Below are 15,707 nucleotides of genomic sequence, written 5' to 3'. Positions count from 1 at the left end.
ATCAGCTCCTGTCCACACTGAGGATCGTGCTGGCGGCTTTCATGAAGCCGAACGTCGAGCAGTACTGCGCGGTGCGCGGCCCGTCCAGCTGACGCCCGCCCGCTTCGCCGCGCAGTTGCCGCACCGCCTCGCACAGGTGCAGGAAGCCCCACATGTAGGCCTCTGACAGCTGTCCGCCGTTGGTGTTGAGCGGCAGCTTCCCGCCGTGCCCGACGGCACCGTCCCTGAACGCCTCGCCCACACCGCCGGGTGGCACGAAGCCGTACATCTCCAGCATCTGCAGCACCCAGACGCTGGTGGGGTCCTGGATGTAGAGCGCGTCGACGTCCTCGCGGCCGATCCCGGCGGCGGGATAGATCCGTTCGGCGACCCGCTCGATCCACGGGCGCATCCATTGATCGGCGTTCTGCCGGTCGCGCAGTCCGCTCTGCTGGGCGATGCCCAGCACGTGCACCGGCTTGTCGGTGAAGTCGTCCGCGCGGTCGGCGCGGGTGACGATCAGACAGGCGCCTCCGTCGGAGATCATGCAGAGGTCCGCGCGGCGCAGTGGTTCCACCAGGTAGGGCTGGGCGAGGTAGTCGTCCAGGGTGAGTGGTTCGCGGAAGACGGCGAGCGGGTTGTCCTGCGCGTACCGGCGCTGTGACACGGCGATCCGGCCGAGGTCCTCCTCCGTGGTGCCGTAGAGGTGCTGATGTCTGCGGAAGGCCATGCCCGCCGGGCCCGCGACGTTCAGGAACCCGTACACGGATGCCTCGTCCTGGCGGCCCAGCGGGTGGCCGAACCGGTTGCCGGCGCTGCGCTGGTTGGTTCCGTAGACGATCGCGACGGTGGTCGCGAGTCCCGCGTCGATCACGGCGCACGCCAGGTGGAGGGAGAAGTTGCACGTGCCGTAGTCGAGGGTGGCGCTGTAGTCGGGGTTGAGGCCGGCCAGGCGGCCGATCTCGGTGTCGATGCCGAAGCCGCCGTAGGACTTGCAGGTGATCAGTCCGTCGATCTCGGACTTGGCGATGCCGTGTTCGGCGAGGGTGCGGCGCAGGGCCTCGACGGCGATCTCGTCGGCGGAGATGCCGGGGACGGTGCCCTGTTCGGTGTTCCCGGCCGCGACGATCGCCGATCGGCCGCGGATCGCTCCGCGGGGTTGGCTCGTCATGTGCGTACTCCCTCAGATGATGCCGTCGGCGGCGAGTTCGTCGACCTCGTCGGCGGACAGGCCGAGCAGTCGTCCGTAGACGTCGTGGTTGTGCTCGCCGTAGGTGGGCGCGCCCGCGTCGACCGGTCCGCCGGCGTGCTGCGGGGTGTCGCTGAGCTTCACCGACGGCGCGGCCACCGGCCACCGGCCGAAGTCGGTGGCGTCCAGCTCGGTCAGCCAGTTCAGCGCGGCGAGTTGGGGGTCGTGCTCGATACGGTCCTCGGCGGTCTGCGCGGTGCCTGCCGGGACGCCGGCCGTCTGCAGTTGCTCCATGAGCGCGAAGGCGTCCCGCTCGCTCGTCCACGCGCCGATGAGTCTGTCCAGCTCAGCCCGGTGCCTGCCGCGGGCCTCCAGGGTCGCGAACTCCGGCTGCTCCAGCCATTCCGGGTGCCCGGCCTCCTTGGCGAGCGCGACCCACTCGTCCTCGGTCTCACAGGTGATCGCTACCCACCGGTCGGTTCCGGCGCACCGGTAGATGCCTTCGGGAGCGGCGGTCCCGTACGGCGAACGGTTGCCCGCGCGCTGCCACTGGCGGCCGTTGACCTGGAAGTCCAGGGTGGGTACCGCGGTCATGAACAGGCCGACCTCGCACTGCGAGGCGTCGATCGCCTGTCCCTGTCCGGTCTGCTGGTGGTGGTAGAGCGCGCTCAGGATCGCCAGGGCGAAGCTGTAGGCGCCGAACCAGTCGAGGTAGGAGTAGCCCCAGCCGGCGGGCGGGAAGGGGTCGGGCAGGCCGCTCATCTCCGAGGTGCCCGCGAACGCCTGCGCGATGGGGCCGATGGTGCGGAAGCGTCCGTAGATCCCCTTGGTGCCCATGCCGGACTGCTTGGCGTAGATGATGTCCGGTTTGATGTCACGCAGTACGTCGTAGCCGAGCCCCCAGCTCTCCATCACCCCGGGTGAGAAGCCCTCGGAGACGACGGTGCTCTGCGCGACGAGCCGCTTGGCGAGGGCGAGCCCTTCGGGGTGCTTGACATTGAGCGAGATACCGCGCTTGCCGGGGTTCTTGTTGTTGTACTGGGCGCCGACGGGGCCGCCGAGGTCGGCGGGCCAGCGGGAGGGCACGGGTTCGACGGCCCGCTCGCGCGCCTCGCGGCCACCGACCGGCGCGCCGCCCCGGCGGGGGTCGAGGTTCTTGTGCCACTCGACCTTGATCACCTCCGCGCCGAGGGACGCGAGGAACCGGGTCGCGCCTGCGGAGGCCAGCATCCAGGTGAAGTCGAGGATCCGTACGCCCTGCAGCGGGAACGGGCTTCCGTGCACGGACAGTTGGTCGGGGCCGGGGCGGGGCACCTCCCTGATCCGGGTGCGCGGTCTCGTGGTGAGGACCGGTTCGCGGTCCTCGTCCAGGCGCGGCGCGCGGCGGCCGGCCGCCCAACCGGTCCCGGTGCTGACCCACTTGCTCACCGGGTAGCGCAGGCTGCGGCCGAGTTCCGGGTGCTCGACCTCGGCGTAGGTGCCGCGTTGCAGCCAGTGCTCGTCGTAGGCGTTCTCGTGCGGCTTGCGCACCGGCACCCACATCAGGCCCGCCTCCTGCGCCTGCCGCCAGGGCACGTCCTCGTGCAGATAGCGGCGCACGGAGTGCTCGACCGCGTCCATGTTGCGTGCGGCGCCGCCCTCCATGCCGGGCAGCACGCGGGAGTCCTGTTCCTTCTCGTCGCTGCCGTCACTGACATCGTGGGCGCCGATGCCGTGCTCCTCGATGAAGGGCTTGAGGAGCTTGGCGTTGCGGGTGCTGGCGAGGGTGTAGCGGCCGTCCTTGCTGGCGAAGACGGACCGGTGGACGGAGACGGCGGGCGCCGAGTGACGGCACGTCTGGCGGTTGAACGGTGTGCGCAGGCAGGCCCACGACATGAGGTCGCCCTCGGTGTTCTTCGCGACCGCCTCGTGCAGCGCGCACGACAGGTACTGGCCCTCACCCGTGGTGGCCCGGCGCATCAGCGCGGCGACGATGGTGAACGCCATCTGCTCGCCGCCGATGGCGTAGGTGTGCCCGAGCTGCGGGGCGATCGGGGGCAGGTCGTAGCGTCCGGCGGGGTCGGGGTCGTAGCCGCAGTTCATCACCGGGCCGCCGAGCGCCAGATGCACCAGGTCGGAGGCCTTCCAGTGCCGCCAGGGGCCGGTGTCGCCGAACGGGGTGATGCGCGCGTAGACCAGCTTCGGGTACCGGGAGCGCAGCGCGTCACTGCCCAGTCCGCGCTCTTCGAGGTAATCGATGTCGCCTGCGTCGAGCACGACGTCGGCGTCGCCGGCGAGTTCCGCGAACCGGGCCACGTCGGCGGGGTCGTCCAGGTCGAGGACGACCGACTTCTTCCCACGGTTGTGGGCCCAGAAGTGCAGCGAGCGGTCCGGGCCCGGCACATCGTCGACGAACGGTCCCATGCGGCGGCTCGCGGCGCCCGCCGGTGGCTCGATTCTGATCACTTCGGCGCCGAGCCCGGCGAGCGCGAGCCCGCAGTACTCGCCCTTCTGGTCGCCGAACTCGAGGACTCGGATCCCGGCGAGACTTCCCGGGTTCGCACTGTCGGTCACGGGAGGGCCTTCCATCACGGTCACTTAATTTGAACAACATTAGACCATGATTGGCAGTGAGGGCGAGACTGACTCAATCAGGCTTCCACCACGTCAGCGACGGCTCGTACGTGACTGGTGCAGCGCTTCTTATTATGCTGCTAGTTGTATATGGTCCGGCTACTACCTATGGTTGGGGCTACTATGGCTCATACATCATCCGCCCGGCCGCTCGCCGGACTACGCGTTCTCGATTTCTCCCGGGTGGTGTCGGGACCCTTCTCCTCCCAGCTGCTCGCGGATCTCGGTGCCGAGGTCGTCCGCGTGCAGGCACTCCCGGCCGACACCGCCGCAGCCGACGCAGATCCCGGACCGCTGACCGAGGCGGAACTCTTCACCTGGGGTATCGGCCGCAACAAACACTCGGTGTGCGTCGACCTGAAGAACCCGCGCGGACGGGAGCTGGTCGAGCGCCTGGTCGCGGTGTCCGACATCGTCTTCGACAACTTCCGCCCCGGCGTCATGCGCAGGCTCGGCCTGGACCGCGAGTCCCTGGTCCGGCACAACCCTTCGATCATCACCTGCTCGCTCACCGGATTCGGCGAGAACGGCCCCTGGGCGACGATGCCCGCCTACGACCCGATCGTGCAGGCGATGTCGGGCGCCATGAACTACACACGGCTCGACGCCGACGGCGCTCCGGTCCGGTGGGGCATCCCCATCGGCGACCTGTTCGCCGGCCTGTTCTGCGGCATCGGCATCGTCGCGGCCGTCCTGCACCGCGACCGGTGCGGCGTCGGACAGCACGTCGACGTGTCGATGCTCGACGTGATGCTCGCGCTCAACACCTACCGGGTGCCGCAGGCGCTGAGCTTCGGCGAGGAGCCCGACCCCGCCCCCTTCGAGGGCGGCCAGGGCACCGTGCCGTTCGGCAACTTCGCCTGCCGGGACGGCTGGCTCGCGATCTGCATCAGTCAGCGCGCCTGGGGTGCGGCCTGCGACATCCTCGGCAGGCCCGACCTCGCGACCGACGAACGGTTCAGTACGCAGGCCGCCCGGCACGCCCACCGCGACGAGTTGGTGGAGATCCTGCAGAAGGTGTTCCTCGAACACAGCGCCGACGACCTCCAGGCCCGGTTCATGGCGGCGGGCGTGGTCGGCGGGAAGGTGCTGCGCGTCGCGGAGGTCTTCGACCATCCCCAGGTGCTCGCCCGCGGCATGGCGGTCGAGATCGGCGACGGTCACGGCCGTACCGCCGTCGTGGCCGGCGATCCGCTGAAGTTCAGCGATTCCAGCGGCTGGCGGTCACCGAGCCGGGAGGGCGCCGACACCAGGGCCGTACTGGCGTCGCTCCTGGGTACGACCGACGCGGAGCTGGCGGAGCTGTGCGACGCGGGGGCCGTGTACGCGGCCCGGACGCCGGACGGCCGCTTCACGGAGTCGGCGTACACACCGCAGCCCCGCACCGCCGTCCAACAGCCCGCGCACCCCGGCGAAGACCACGGCCGGGCGCTCGACGGCACCGTCGTGCTGGAGCTCAACGGCGACGAACCGAGCAAGGCGTTCGCGGCGCAGTTGCTCGCCGACCTCGGTGCCGACGTGATCCGGGTCGACCGCCCGGCGGGCCAGCACCTTGAGCCCTATCCCGACTCCACCAGGGAGGCCGCGTTCCGCTGCGGTCTCAACCGCGGCAAGGCGAGTGTGTTCGCCGACCTCAAGACCGAGGAAGGCCTCGACTTCTTCGGCCGGCTGGTGGGCGAGGCGGACCTGGTGCTCGACAATTACCGCCCGGGAGTGCTCCAACGGCTCGGCATCGGCCCGGAAGCCCTGCGCGCACTCAATCCGCGGACCATCTCGTGCTCCATCACCGGGTTCGGGCACAGCGGCCCATGGAGCAGCTATCCGGCCTTCGACAACGCCATCCAGGCGCTCGGCGGCGGCATGAGTGTGACCGTCGACCACACACGACCCGACGTCCCGGTGCGCTGGGGCAACCCCATCGGCGGTCTCACCGGCTCGCTGTACGCGACGCTGGGCATGCTCGCCTCCCTGCGGCTGCGGAACCTGACCGGTGAGGCGAGGCGCCTCGACGTCAGTCTGCTCGACGCCCAGGTGGCCCTGTTGTCCTACCGGGTGCCGCAGGCCGTCACCCTCGGCAAGCCCTTCCTGCCGGAGCCCCGGCGAGGCGGAAGCGGCTCCCTGCCCTTCGGCGTCTTCCGGTGCGCGGACGACCGGTGGTTCACCCTGTGCATCACGCCGCAGTTCTGGGGCCGCTTCTGCGAGATCGCCGACGTACCCCGGTGGCGTGACGATCCGCGGTTCGTGACGGAGCCGTTGCGGCGGGAGAACGAGACGGCCCTCAACGCCCTGCTGGAGCAGCAGATGCTCACCAAGGAGTCCGGGCACTGGGAGCGGCTGTTCTTCGAGCACAAACTCCCCGGCGCCGTGGTCGTCGACCTGAACACCGCGTTCCGGCACGAGCAGACCCGGCACCGCGGGATGCGCGTGACACTGCCCGACGTGGGGCACCCCCAGGGCGTCCAGGTCGCCGGGTTCCCCATCAGGTTCTCCGCGGCGGCGCCGGTCCCCGCCGCCCCCGCGCCGCAGCACGGTGCGGACACCGAACGGCTGTCCCCGGAGGTCAACTTCGCTGCGAAGGCAGCCAGTTGACGTGACCGAGTGAGCACAGTGACTGGGGGGCCGGGATTTCATCCCGGCCCCCCAGTCACTGTGCTCGTTCCGTCAGGCGCTGACCTGCTTCTCCTGCTGCTGTTCCTGCTGCGGCACTCCCAGCAGCTCATCGAGCTTGACGCGGGCCATCCGCAGGCGCTGCGCGTACTCGTCGCGCTCCTCGATCATCCGGTCCCGCTCCGCACGCAGCGCTTCGGCGTCGCCCGCGCCCGCACCCTGTGCTGCGACCGGCTCCGTGCGTGACTCCTCCGCCGCCTTGGCCGACTCCGCCGCGGCGGTCACGGTGAAGTCCCACAGCTGCCGGACCAGGGCACGCGCCAGCTTGTCGTAGTCGATCCGGATGACACCGTCCGACTCGACGGCAGCCTGGTCCAGCGGGACGGTCAGCGTCTCGGGGGCGTTCGGTGCCGCCACCGGACCGAGGGCACGCTCCGCGGCCCTCGTGGCGGAGATGCGGTACGTGCGCTTGCCCCGGATCTTCCGGACGATCTCTCCGTCCCGGTCCATCGCCGCGATCAGCTGAATGAACGCCACCGGTGAACCGTCGTAGGAGACGAGGTCCTTGAGCACGCCCGTCGCACGCCCGGACGGGTCGTCCACCGGTCCGTGCGCGACCAGATAGTTCCGGATGCGGGTCCGGGCCGTGCGATCGCGAGTCACGATGTCCAACCACCCTCGGCGTCGTAGTCCGGCCCCAAGGGCCAATTATGGTCAAAGCCGCTCGGAAACCTGTCAGTATTACCCGGGCATAGTAACGCAACAGGGTTGAGACAATATAGTCCACACGACGAACTGCCAGGTACGAGGCCCATTCGGGGATCTGACGGCAGTCTCGCAGTGACCTGTTTGTCAAGTGACACTGTTGACATACTCGTGTAGCGTGCCGCGGATGGACGGTAACGCGAAAGAGTCGATCTCCGAGGCGTTGGAACGGCTCGCGCTCGCCCTCGGCGAGAACGGAGCCGTGCCCGTCGCCGAGCTGGTCCGGGCACTGGAACGCGCCGCCGAACGGCTGCGGACCCGCTCGGTGTCCACCGAGCTTCCGCACGACCTCATCACCCAGGCGGAGGCCTCCCGCGCGGTCGGCGTCAGCCGTCAGGCCGTCAACCAGTGGGTGCGCAACGGCGTCGTCCGCTCCTTCGTGCGTGGCGGCAGCGGCCGGCACGCACCCGAGGTGTCGATGTCCGAGGTCGCCATCGCCGCGAACCGCCACACCCGCGAGGTCCCCTTCTCCACCCCGATGCGCAAGGAACTCATCGAGTTCCTGCTGCTGCTCGGGCGCGGCTCCACCGGGCCGCTGGTCCGTGCGCTGCGGGAGTGCATCGAGGACGACAACTTCCCCGGTGAGGCAGGGGAACAGATCCGGGTGCTGCGGGAGTTCGTGCTCGCGTCCATGGGCGACGGCGAGAACCAGCACGAGTTCACCGCGGCCGGCGTCAAGATGCTGGCCGAGATGTCGCCGCGTTTCGAGGTGGACCGGCAGCAGCCCCTGGGCCGGCTGCTCGACTCGCTCGGACTTCTCGTGCACTCGGCGGACGGGACCGACGGTTTCGACTCCCCCGCGACAGCGATCCTCGGACTGCTGGGCGCGGCCACCATCGGCGCGCAGTACCCGGAGGGGGACGCCGACGCGGGCCGCGCCGTCGCCGCCGCGGCCGAGAAGGTCTGGGGGGCCGAGTGGACCGCGCGCCTCTACGACGCCGCGTTCCACATCGGCGAGCTGAGGCCCACCCCGCTGACGCGGTACACGGCGTCCCTGACCTACCTGGACAACAACCGTTTCCTCCGCCAGGCCCAGGCGTCGGGCGTCAGCATCACCTACGTACGCGGACCGGGCCCGATCCTGCCGGAACGCTTCTACGGCGCCCACATCCTGGCCGACCTCCTGGCCGGTGTCCGCGACGAGAGTGCGGTGTGGAAGTGGTCGGCGGACCGCGGGCCACGGACCCGGCCGGCACAACTGCCCAGTACCGACAACCCGTTCCGCGGCTTCCACTACGAGTACGGACTGCTGGACGCGAGCATCTACGGCATCCGCCGGTACTGCTTCTCCGCGGCCGACGCGCGCGACGATCTGCAGACCCAGCTGGCCCGGCTGCCCGAGGAGCAACGGCCCGCCTATCTCGAACTCTCCACCGACACCCTGGCACGGACGCTCCGCCAGCCCTACGTCGAACTCGTCTCGATCGCGCACCGGGAGGACTTCGACTGGTGGAAGGACCACATCATCCGGGCGTCCGAGCGCGAGATCCTGATCGGGCTGCGCGACGAGCGCGCCCGCAGCACCGCGCACGGCCTGCTGGTGCAGACCAGTCTGCTGCCCAAGGTCGTGGAAGCGGCGGACTCGGACGGACAGCTCCGTGAACGGCTGCGGATCTACGTCAAGAACCTTGAGTTCGACGTGGTCGACGTGCGCTATCACGACGACCTCCGGCGCGGGGTCGGCCGCATCGTGAAGGCCGGCGGTCGCAGGCTCGGCGAGGACGAGGCCCGCACCCTGGCCGAGACGGAGATCCGGTCACTGCTGGACTGACGCCGGTCTCACCCTGTCGCCCCATCCCATGCGCGCCACCGCTTCCGCCCTGCCGCCTCCGCCAGGCCGCTTCCGCGCCGTCGTCCGGCGGCACGGAAGCGGGCTGGCACACCGTGGGGCGTAAGCGTCACGTGCTCCGTTTCCAGTCGACGGCACCCTCGTCGGCCTCCGCGTGGGCGACCCGGCCGCCGTAGATCTCGGCCCAGTGCGCGTGGTTGAGCTGGTGCAGCGAGAACGCCGACTGCAGTGCGTTGTGATGGCCCTGGATGTCCTGCGTCTGGTTGACCGACTCCTTGATCATCAGCGCCGTCATCGTCGGGCGGGCCGCGATCCGCCGCGCGTACTCCAGTGTCCGCTCGGCCAGCTCGGCCACCGGGTAGATCCTGTTGACCATGCCGAGCTGCTTGGCCTCCTCGGCGTCGATGCTGTCACCGAGCAGCAGCATCTCCTTGGCGCGCCGTGGGCCGAACTCCCAGGGGTGGCCGAAGTACTCCATGCCGCACATGCCGAGCCGGACACCGACCGGGTCGGTGAACGTGGCGTCGTCCGCCGCGACGATCAGGTCGCACGCCCAGATCAGCGTCAGCCCGGCGGCGAAGATCGGCCCCTGGGCCTGCGCGACCACGATCTTGCGCAGGTTCCGCCAGCGCACAGCATTTTGGTAGTAGTAGTGGTACTCCCCCAGCATGCGCTTCTCGACACTGCTGCGGGTTCCGCCGTTGACGGTGAAGGTCGGATGGTGGTCGGGGCTCTCCGGATCGCGTTCGGCCGCCCTGTCGGGTGTCCCCATGTCGTGGCCCGAGGAGAAGGTGCGGCCCTCGCCGGCGAGGATCACCACCCGCACGGTGTCGTCCCGTTCGGCGCGCACGAACGCCTCGTCGAGCTCGACCAGCAGGCCACGGTTCTGGGCATTGCGGTAACGCGGACGGTTGAGCGTGATCCGGGCGATCGTGCCCTCGTCGAACGTCTCATACGTGATGTAGCGGTACTCGGACATGGTTCCTCTCCGACTCACCCTGGGATCTGCCCCGTGATCTGCATCGGCAGAACATTGCATCGCGACTCAACACAACTATAAGACAGTAGTGCTCCAACAGTTATCCACCTGGAGCTTGTGGCTTGCATCTCACCCTCCTATGCTCCTACACCTGTGTTCAATCATTATTGAGAGGAATCGCATGGGAGCAGGCACGGCCGGCGGGCGGCCCGAGTCCTTCGCCATCGGGTTCCCGGACAGCGACCTGGAGGACCTGGCACGACGGCTGGAACTGACCCGCTTCGCACCGGACCTGGACAACGAGTCGGGCAGGTACGGCCTGAGCACCGCCCACCTTCGACGGCTGGTGTCGTACTGGCGTGACGGCTACGACTGGCGCGCGCAGGAGAAGCTGCTCAACGCCCTGCCGCACGCCCGGGTGGAGCTCGACGGGATCCCGGTGCACTTCGTCCATGTCCGGGGCCGTGGACCCGCTCCGCAGCCACTGTTGATGAGTCACGGCTTCCCGTGGACGTTCTGGGACTTCCAGCGCGTGCTCGGCCCGCTGACGGACCCGGCCGCGCACGGCGGCGATCCGGCCGACGCGTTCGACGTCGTCATTCCTTCGCTTCCGGGGTTCGCCCTGTCCACGCCGATGCCCCGCGCCGGAGTGTCCTTCCTGGACACCGCCGACCTGTGGGTGCGGCTCATGCGGGACGTGCTGGGGTACGACCGGTTCGGCGCCCAGGGCGGCGACTGGGGCGCGCTGGTGACCGCCCAGCTCGGCCACAAGTACGCGGACCACCTCACCGGCGTGCACTTCACCAGCGTGGGCTCGCTGCCCGGGGCGTGGTCCCGGCCGCGGCCGTGGAACCTGCTGCAGCGCGCGGTCGACGCGGCGGCTCCGGAACACCGGGACGCGGTGGTGGCATGGGAACGGCGCCGCATCGGGCACATCGCCCCGCAGGTGGCGCACCCGCAGACCCTGGCGCACGCCCTGCACGACTCGCCCGCCGGCCTCCTGGCCTGGCTCACCGAACGCCGGATGAGCTGGGCCGATCCCGCGCTGGAGCCGGCCGACGTCTTCGACGACGACTTCCTGATCACCAGCACGATGCTCTATTGGCTGACCGGGTCCTACGTCAACGCCGCCCGCTTCTACCACGAGGCAGCCGCGCGGCCCTGGCAGCCGTCGCACGACCGGACCCCGCTGATCGAGGTGCCGACCGGGCTGTCGATCTTCCCGGACGACAATCCGCCCGGCGCGACCTACGACCACCTGGACGAGCTCTACCAGCTCGTCCACGTCGGCCGGCACGCATCCGGCGGCCACTTCGGCCCGATGGAACGGCCGGACGAGGTCGTGGCGGACATCCGGGCCACGTTCCGTTCTTTGCGCTGAGACCAATCCCCGTCAGGGTAGGGAGTACAGAGAAATGACCGACACCGACCAGTTGTCGCTGGAAGAGCTGCGCGCCGCGTACCGCCAGGACTACGACCCGTACGCCGCGTCCACCATCTCGGAGCACCTCGGCGAACTGGCCGACCGCCGGGAGAAGCTCCCCGTGAGCTACTCCGCGCGCGGCAACGGCTGCTGGGTGCTCACCGACTACGACGACATCTCCGCCCTGCTGCGCCGCAACAACCGCGGAGTCGTCAGCTTCCCGAACGAGCCGGACGGCGTCAACGCGGTCGGTACCCGCGACGCGCAGATCCCGATCGAGGTCGACGGCCTCGCGCACCGCCAGTACCGGCAGGTGCTGGACCCGATCTTCGCTCCCAAACGGGTCGCGCAGCTCGCCGACGAACTCACGGTGCAGGCGAACAAACTGATCGACGAGTTCATCGAGGCGGGCACCTGCGACTTCGTGGACGGCTTCGCGCTGCCGTTCCCCGGCGCCACGGTGATGGCGATCATGGGCTGGCCCATGGAGGACCTCCACCGTATGAACGGCTGGGTCGACGTCCTGGCCCACGGTGTCCCCGGTGGCACGCTGGAGGAGAACGCCCAGGCGCGTGGCGTCGCGCACGGCGAGTTCACCGCCTACATGGCGGAGAAGATCCCGCAGTGGCGTGCCGCGCCCCGCCGCGAGGACGTCACCTCCGTCATCCTCGACGCGGAGATCGAGGGCAAGAAGCTGACCGACGACCAGTTGTTCGACTTCTTCGTCCTGATGATGATCGCGGGCCTCGACACCGTGCAGAGCGTGCTGGCCCAGAGCATGGCCTACTTCGCCCGCAACCCCGAGCAGTGGGACCGGATGTTCGAGAAGCCGGAGACGCTCGCGCCCGCGATCGAGGAACTGCTGCGGTGGACCACTCCGCCGGTGCCGACCCGCACGGTCACCGACGAGTCACTGGAGATCCACGGCGTACGCATTCCGCGCGGCGAACGGATCCACGCGCCGCTGTCCGCGGGCAACCGCGACCCGAAGTACTACCCCGACCCCGACGAGATCAAGTTCGACCGGGCGCCCAAGCCGCACCTGGCGTTCGGCGTCGGCCCGCACCGCTGCGTCGGCCTGCACCTGGCCCGGGTGGAGCTGAAGATCGCCTTCACCGAACTGCGCCGCAGGATGCCGCGGTTCGACCTCGACCCCGCCAGGCCCGCGCCGCACGAGCACCTCGGGCTGGCCTGGGGCATCGACGACGTCCACCTCCGGTTCACCCCGGGTGAGCGTGAGTTCTGACGCCATGACGAAGACGAACTCGGACGACGTCCTCACCACTCATTTCGACCACCATTCCAAGCAGTTCGCACGGACCGCGATCACCACGGTGAACGAGTTGCGCGAACAGGCCCCCGTCGCACGGTCCGACGCCTATGACGGCTTCTGGGTCGTGACACGCCACGACCTGGTCGCGGAGGCCTTCCGCGACTTCGAGTCGTTCTCCTCGAAGAACGGCGCGTCGATTCCCGCGCTGTCCTTCGGCAGTACGCACATCCCCACCTCGATGGACCCGCCGGACCACCAGATCTACCGGCGCGTGCTGACACCCTGGTTCAGCCAGTCCTCCATCAGGAAGCTGGAACCGTGGATCCGCGAGACGGTGGCCGCGCTCGTGGCGAAGCTCGCCGAGCGGGGCACATGGGACTTCGTGCCCGACCTCGCGGACATCACCCCGGGCACCGTCACCCTGACCATCCTCGGCATGGCTCCCGACCGGCAGGGCGAGTTCCTCGCGGCGATGGCCCGTGGCATGGAGAACCAGGGCACCACCGACGAAGAACTCCTGGCGGAGATGGCGCGGGACAAGGAGTGGCTCGTCGCGCAGATCCTGGGCGAGGCGGCCGACCGCCGTGCCGCTCCGCGGGACGACCTGATGTCCGTGCTGGCGAACGAGGAGTTGCCGGGCGGCGGCAAGGTCACCGACGCGCAGATCGTCGACATCGTCATGGTGCTGCTGCTCGCCGGCTTCCACACCACCAGTGGCGCGCTGACCGCGATGCTCGTACACCTGGAGCGGCATCCGGAACTGCGCGAGCGGCTGCGTGCCGAACCCGAACGGATCCCCGACGCCATCGAGGAGATCGTACGGCTGTACGCCCCGGCCACCGGCATGGCCCGGCAGGTCACGCACGACCGGGAGTTCGGTGGTGTGCAGCTGCGCGAGGGCGACATGGCCTTCATGCTCATCATGGCCGCGAGCCGCGATCCCCGGCAGTTCGAGAACCCCGACGAACTCGACCTGGACCGCTCGAACAGCAAGAGCGTCGCCTTCGGCTGGGGTGTGCACCGGTGTCTCGGTCTGCACCTCGCCCGGACGGTGCTGCGGATCGAGATGGAGCTGATCTTCGAGTTGCTGCCGGACTACGAGATCGACCTGGAGCGGGTACGGCTGTCGCACACGATGGGCATCGGCTATCTGCACGAGTCGGTGCCAGCCCGGCTGGGCGGGAGGGCAGCGTGAAGATCCGCGTGGACCGCGAGCTCTGCGAGGGCAACTCCGTGTGCGTGGCGCTCGCCCCCGCGCTGTTCGACCTCGACGACGACAACATGGCCGTACCCCTGGTCGAGAACCCGGCCGCCGAAGCCATGGCGGAGGCGGAACGCGCGGCCAACGGCTGCCCACGTGAGGCGATCGCCCTCGACGGCTGACGGAGTGCGTGCACATGTGAGGGAGCGGTCCCCGAGCCTTTCGTACGGGGGCCGCTTCTCCGCTTTTTCCGCGCTGTCGACTTTTGCGCGCTGCCGACTTTCACGTACTGCCGACACCTCTTGGTGATCACGGTGTGTCTGCCGTTCACCCGTTGTCCTCCTGGTGCGGGTGAGCTGTTGGGGCTGGGCCGGGACGATCGGGCCGCCCTTCCCATGACCATGTCAGGACGGAATCCGTGAACAGATCGATCGCCCGCGGTGGGCGTCGTGTTCTTGCCCGTGTTCTTGCCCGGTTCCTCGTCGTCGGCCCGCTGGTGGCCGCAGGCGCGCTGAGCGGTGTGCCGGCGGCGCACGCCGCCGTCGCCGACGACATCCGCATCAACGAGGTAGTGACCACCGGCGACGTCAACGACTCCATCGAGCTGTTCAACAAGGGCACCGCCACGATCGACGTCTCGGGCTGGATCCTCAAGGACGACGACACGAGTCACGCTTACAAGATCGCCTCGGGGACCACTCTGGCAGCGGGCGGATACCGGGCGTTCGACGTCCACGACAAGTTCGGCCTGGGCTCCGACGACGACGCTCGCCTCTACCTCGCCGACGGCAAGACCCTGGTCGACAGCTTCTCCTGGAGCAGTCACTCCGGCCCGTCCTGGTCGCGCTGCCCGGACGGCACCGGCGACTTCCAGCAGGCGTTGGCCGTGACCTTGAGCGCCCCGAACAGTTGCCGCACCTCCGGGGGCGGCGGAGGTTCGACCAGCCCGGTGGTGTGGCCGGGCGGCAGCAGCGTGGCGACCGCGGACGCCTCCAACGTGTTCGGGCAGGACCTCAGCGGCCTCTACCAGGAGGGCGACGTGCTCTGGGGCGCGCAGAACAGCGGAAAGCTGTGGCGCCTGGTGCGCGACGGCTCCACCGGCTGGAAGCCGGACACCAGCGGCGGTTGGTCCTCCGGCAAGTCCCTGCGCTTCACCGGCGGTTCCGGCAGTGCCGACAGCGAGGGCGTCACCCTGACCGGCTCCGGCTCGGCCGGCGGGGCCTTCGTCGCCAGTGAGCGCAACGGTGACGCCTCCGGCACCAGCCGCCTGTCGGTGTTGAAGTACGACGTCACCACGTCCGGTTCGTCACTGACCGCTTCCAAGGAGTGGAACCTCACCTCCGATCTCCCCTCGACGGGCTCCAACCTGGGCCTTGAGGGCATCACCTGGGTCCCCGACACCTACCTCGTCGGGGCCGCCTTCAAGGACGCCTCCACCGGGGCGGCCTATGACCCGGCCCGCTACAGCGCCCACAGCGCCGGCGTGTTCTTCGTCGGCGTCGAGGGCACCGGGATGATCTACGGCTATGTCCTCACCGACTCGGGCAGCTACACCCGGGTCGCCTCCTTCGCCAGCGGCATGGCCGGGGTGATGGAACTGCAGTGGGAGCCCCAGGCCACGCGCCTGTGGGCGGTCTGCGACGACACCTGCGACGGCGGCCAGCACCGCACTCTGAAGGTCGACGCCACCGGCGGCTTCACCGCCACCGCCGTCTTCAACCGCCCCACCGGCATGCCCAACTACAACAACGAGGGCTTCTCCGTCGCCGACTCCGGCGAATGCGTGGCGGGCGCCAAGCCCGTCTACTGGTCCGACGACACCAACGACGGCGGCCACGCCCTGCGCAAGGGCACCATCACCTGCTGACCTGATCGTCTGCCGCATGTGG

The 15,707-nt window shown here is 69.3% G+C and carries 11 protein-coding genes; 7 read left to right on the top strand and 4 right to left on the bottom strand.

The genetic code is table 11. The features are described from left to right. Position 1 precedes the first annotated feature (1 nt). Positions 2-1,150 carry a thiolase family protein gene (locus ACZ60E_RS04875; protein ID WP_384812680.1) on the bottom strand — a complete coding sequence of 383 codons (1,149 nt, stop codon included), beginning with the start codon at positions 1,148-1,150 and terminating at the stop codon, positions 2-4. A gap of 12 nt (positions 1,151-1,162) precedes the next feature. After that, entirely contained in the window at positions 1,163-3,721 is a 2,559-nt protein-coding gene (locus ACZ60E_RS04870) for a CaiB/BaiF CoA-transferase family protein (RefSeq protein WP_469438120.1), read from the bottom strand. Between the two features lie 183 nt (positions 3,722-3,904). Here ACZ60E_RS04870 and ACZ60E_RS04865 point away from each other — a divergent pair, with 183 nt between their 5' ends. Then, positions 3,905-6,370 carry a CaiB/BaiF CoA transferase family protein gene (locus ACZ60E_RS04865; RefSeq protein WP_469438118.1) on the top strand — a complete coding sequence of 822 codons (2,466 nt, stop codon included), beginning with the start codon at positions 3,905-3,907 and terminating at the stop codon, positions 6,368-6,370. A 72-nt stretch (positions 6,371-6,442) separates the two neighbouring features. On the opposite strand, the gene ACZ60E_RS04860 is transcribed toward ACZ60E_RS04865, so the two are convergent. Continuing rightward, positions 6,443-7,051, bottom strand: a complete 609-nt coding sequence (locus ACZ60E_RS04860) for a hypothetical protein (protein ID WP_469438116.1) — start codon at positions 7,049-7,051, stop codon at positions 6,443-6,445. Positions 7,052-7,280: 229 nt separating this feature from the next. Here ACZ60E_RS04860 and ACZ60E_RS04855 point away from each other — a divergent pair, with 229 nt between their 5' ends. Beyond that, positions 7,281-8,924, top strand: a complete 1,644-nt coding sequence (locus ACZ60E_RS04855; RefSeq protein WP_469438114.1) for a hypothetical protein — start codon at positions 7,281-7,283, stop codon at positions 8,922-8,924. Between the two features lie 127 nt (positions 8,925-9,051). Here ACZ60E_RS04855 and ACZ60E_RS04850 read toward each other — a convergent pair whose 3' ends face one another. Further along, positions 9,052-9,921, bottom strand: coding sequence for an enoyl-CoA hydratase (locus ACZ60E_RS04850; RefSeq protein ID WP_469438112.1), 870 nt, complete (start codon positions 9,919-9,921; stop codon positions 9,052-9,054). A gap of 181 nt (positions 9,922-10,102) precedes the next feature. Here ACZ60E_RS04850 and ACZ60E_RS04845 point away from each other — a divergent pair, with 181 nt between their 5' ends. The 5 genes from ACZ60E_RS04845 (at position 10,103) to ACZ60E_RS04825 (ending at position 15,685) form a co-directional block, all read left to right on the top strand. Next, positions 10,103-11,302: an epoxide hydrolase family protein gene (locus ACZ60E_RS04845; protein ID WP_469438110.1), complete on the top strand. Its 1,200-nt coding sequence runs from the start codon at positions 10,103-10,105 to the stop codon at positions 11,300-11,302. A gap of 34 nt (positions 11,303-11,336) precedes the next feature. After that, positions 11,337-12,590 (top strand): cytochrome P450, encoded by a 1,254-nt coding sequence (locus tag ACZ60E_RS04840; protein WP_469438108.1) that lies wholly within the window; start codon positions 11,337-11,339, stop codon positions 12,588-12,590. A 4-nt stretch (positions 12,591-12,594) separates the two neighbouring features. Continuing rightward, positions 12,595-13,812 (top strand): cytochrome P450, encoded by a 1,218-nt coding sequence (locus tag ACZ60E_RS04835; RefSeq protein WP_469438106.1) that lies wholly within the window; start codon positions 12,595-12,597, stop codon positions 13,810-13,812. Continuing rightward, the gene (locus tag ACZ60E_RS04830; protein ID WP_453790554.1) at positions 13,809-14,000 is read left to right on the top strand and encodes a ferredoxin; all 192 of its coding nucleotides are present in this window, start codon (positions 13,809-13,811) and stop codon (positions 13,998-14,000) included. The genes ACZ60E_RS04835 and ACZ60E_RS04830 overlap by 4 nt, the downstream gene beginning before the upstream one ends. Positions 14,001-14,236: 236 nt before the next feature. Then, positions 14,237-15,685: a lamin tail domain-containing protein gene (locus tag ACZ60E_RS04825; protein ID WP_469438104.1), complete on the top strand. Its 1,449-nt coding sequence runs from the start codon at positions 14,237-14,239 to the stop codon at positions 15,683-15,685. Positions 15,686-15,707: the final 22 nt, after the last annotated feature.

It is taken from the genome of Streptomyces sp. NPDC102514 (assembly GCF_055584525.1).
Note: the sequence above shows the minus strand (reverse complement) of the source record. Positions and strands in the feature narration are given on the sequence as shown.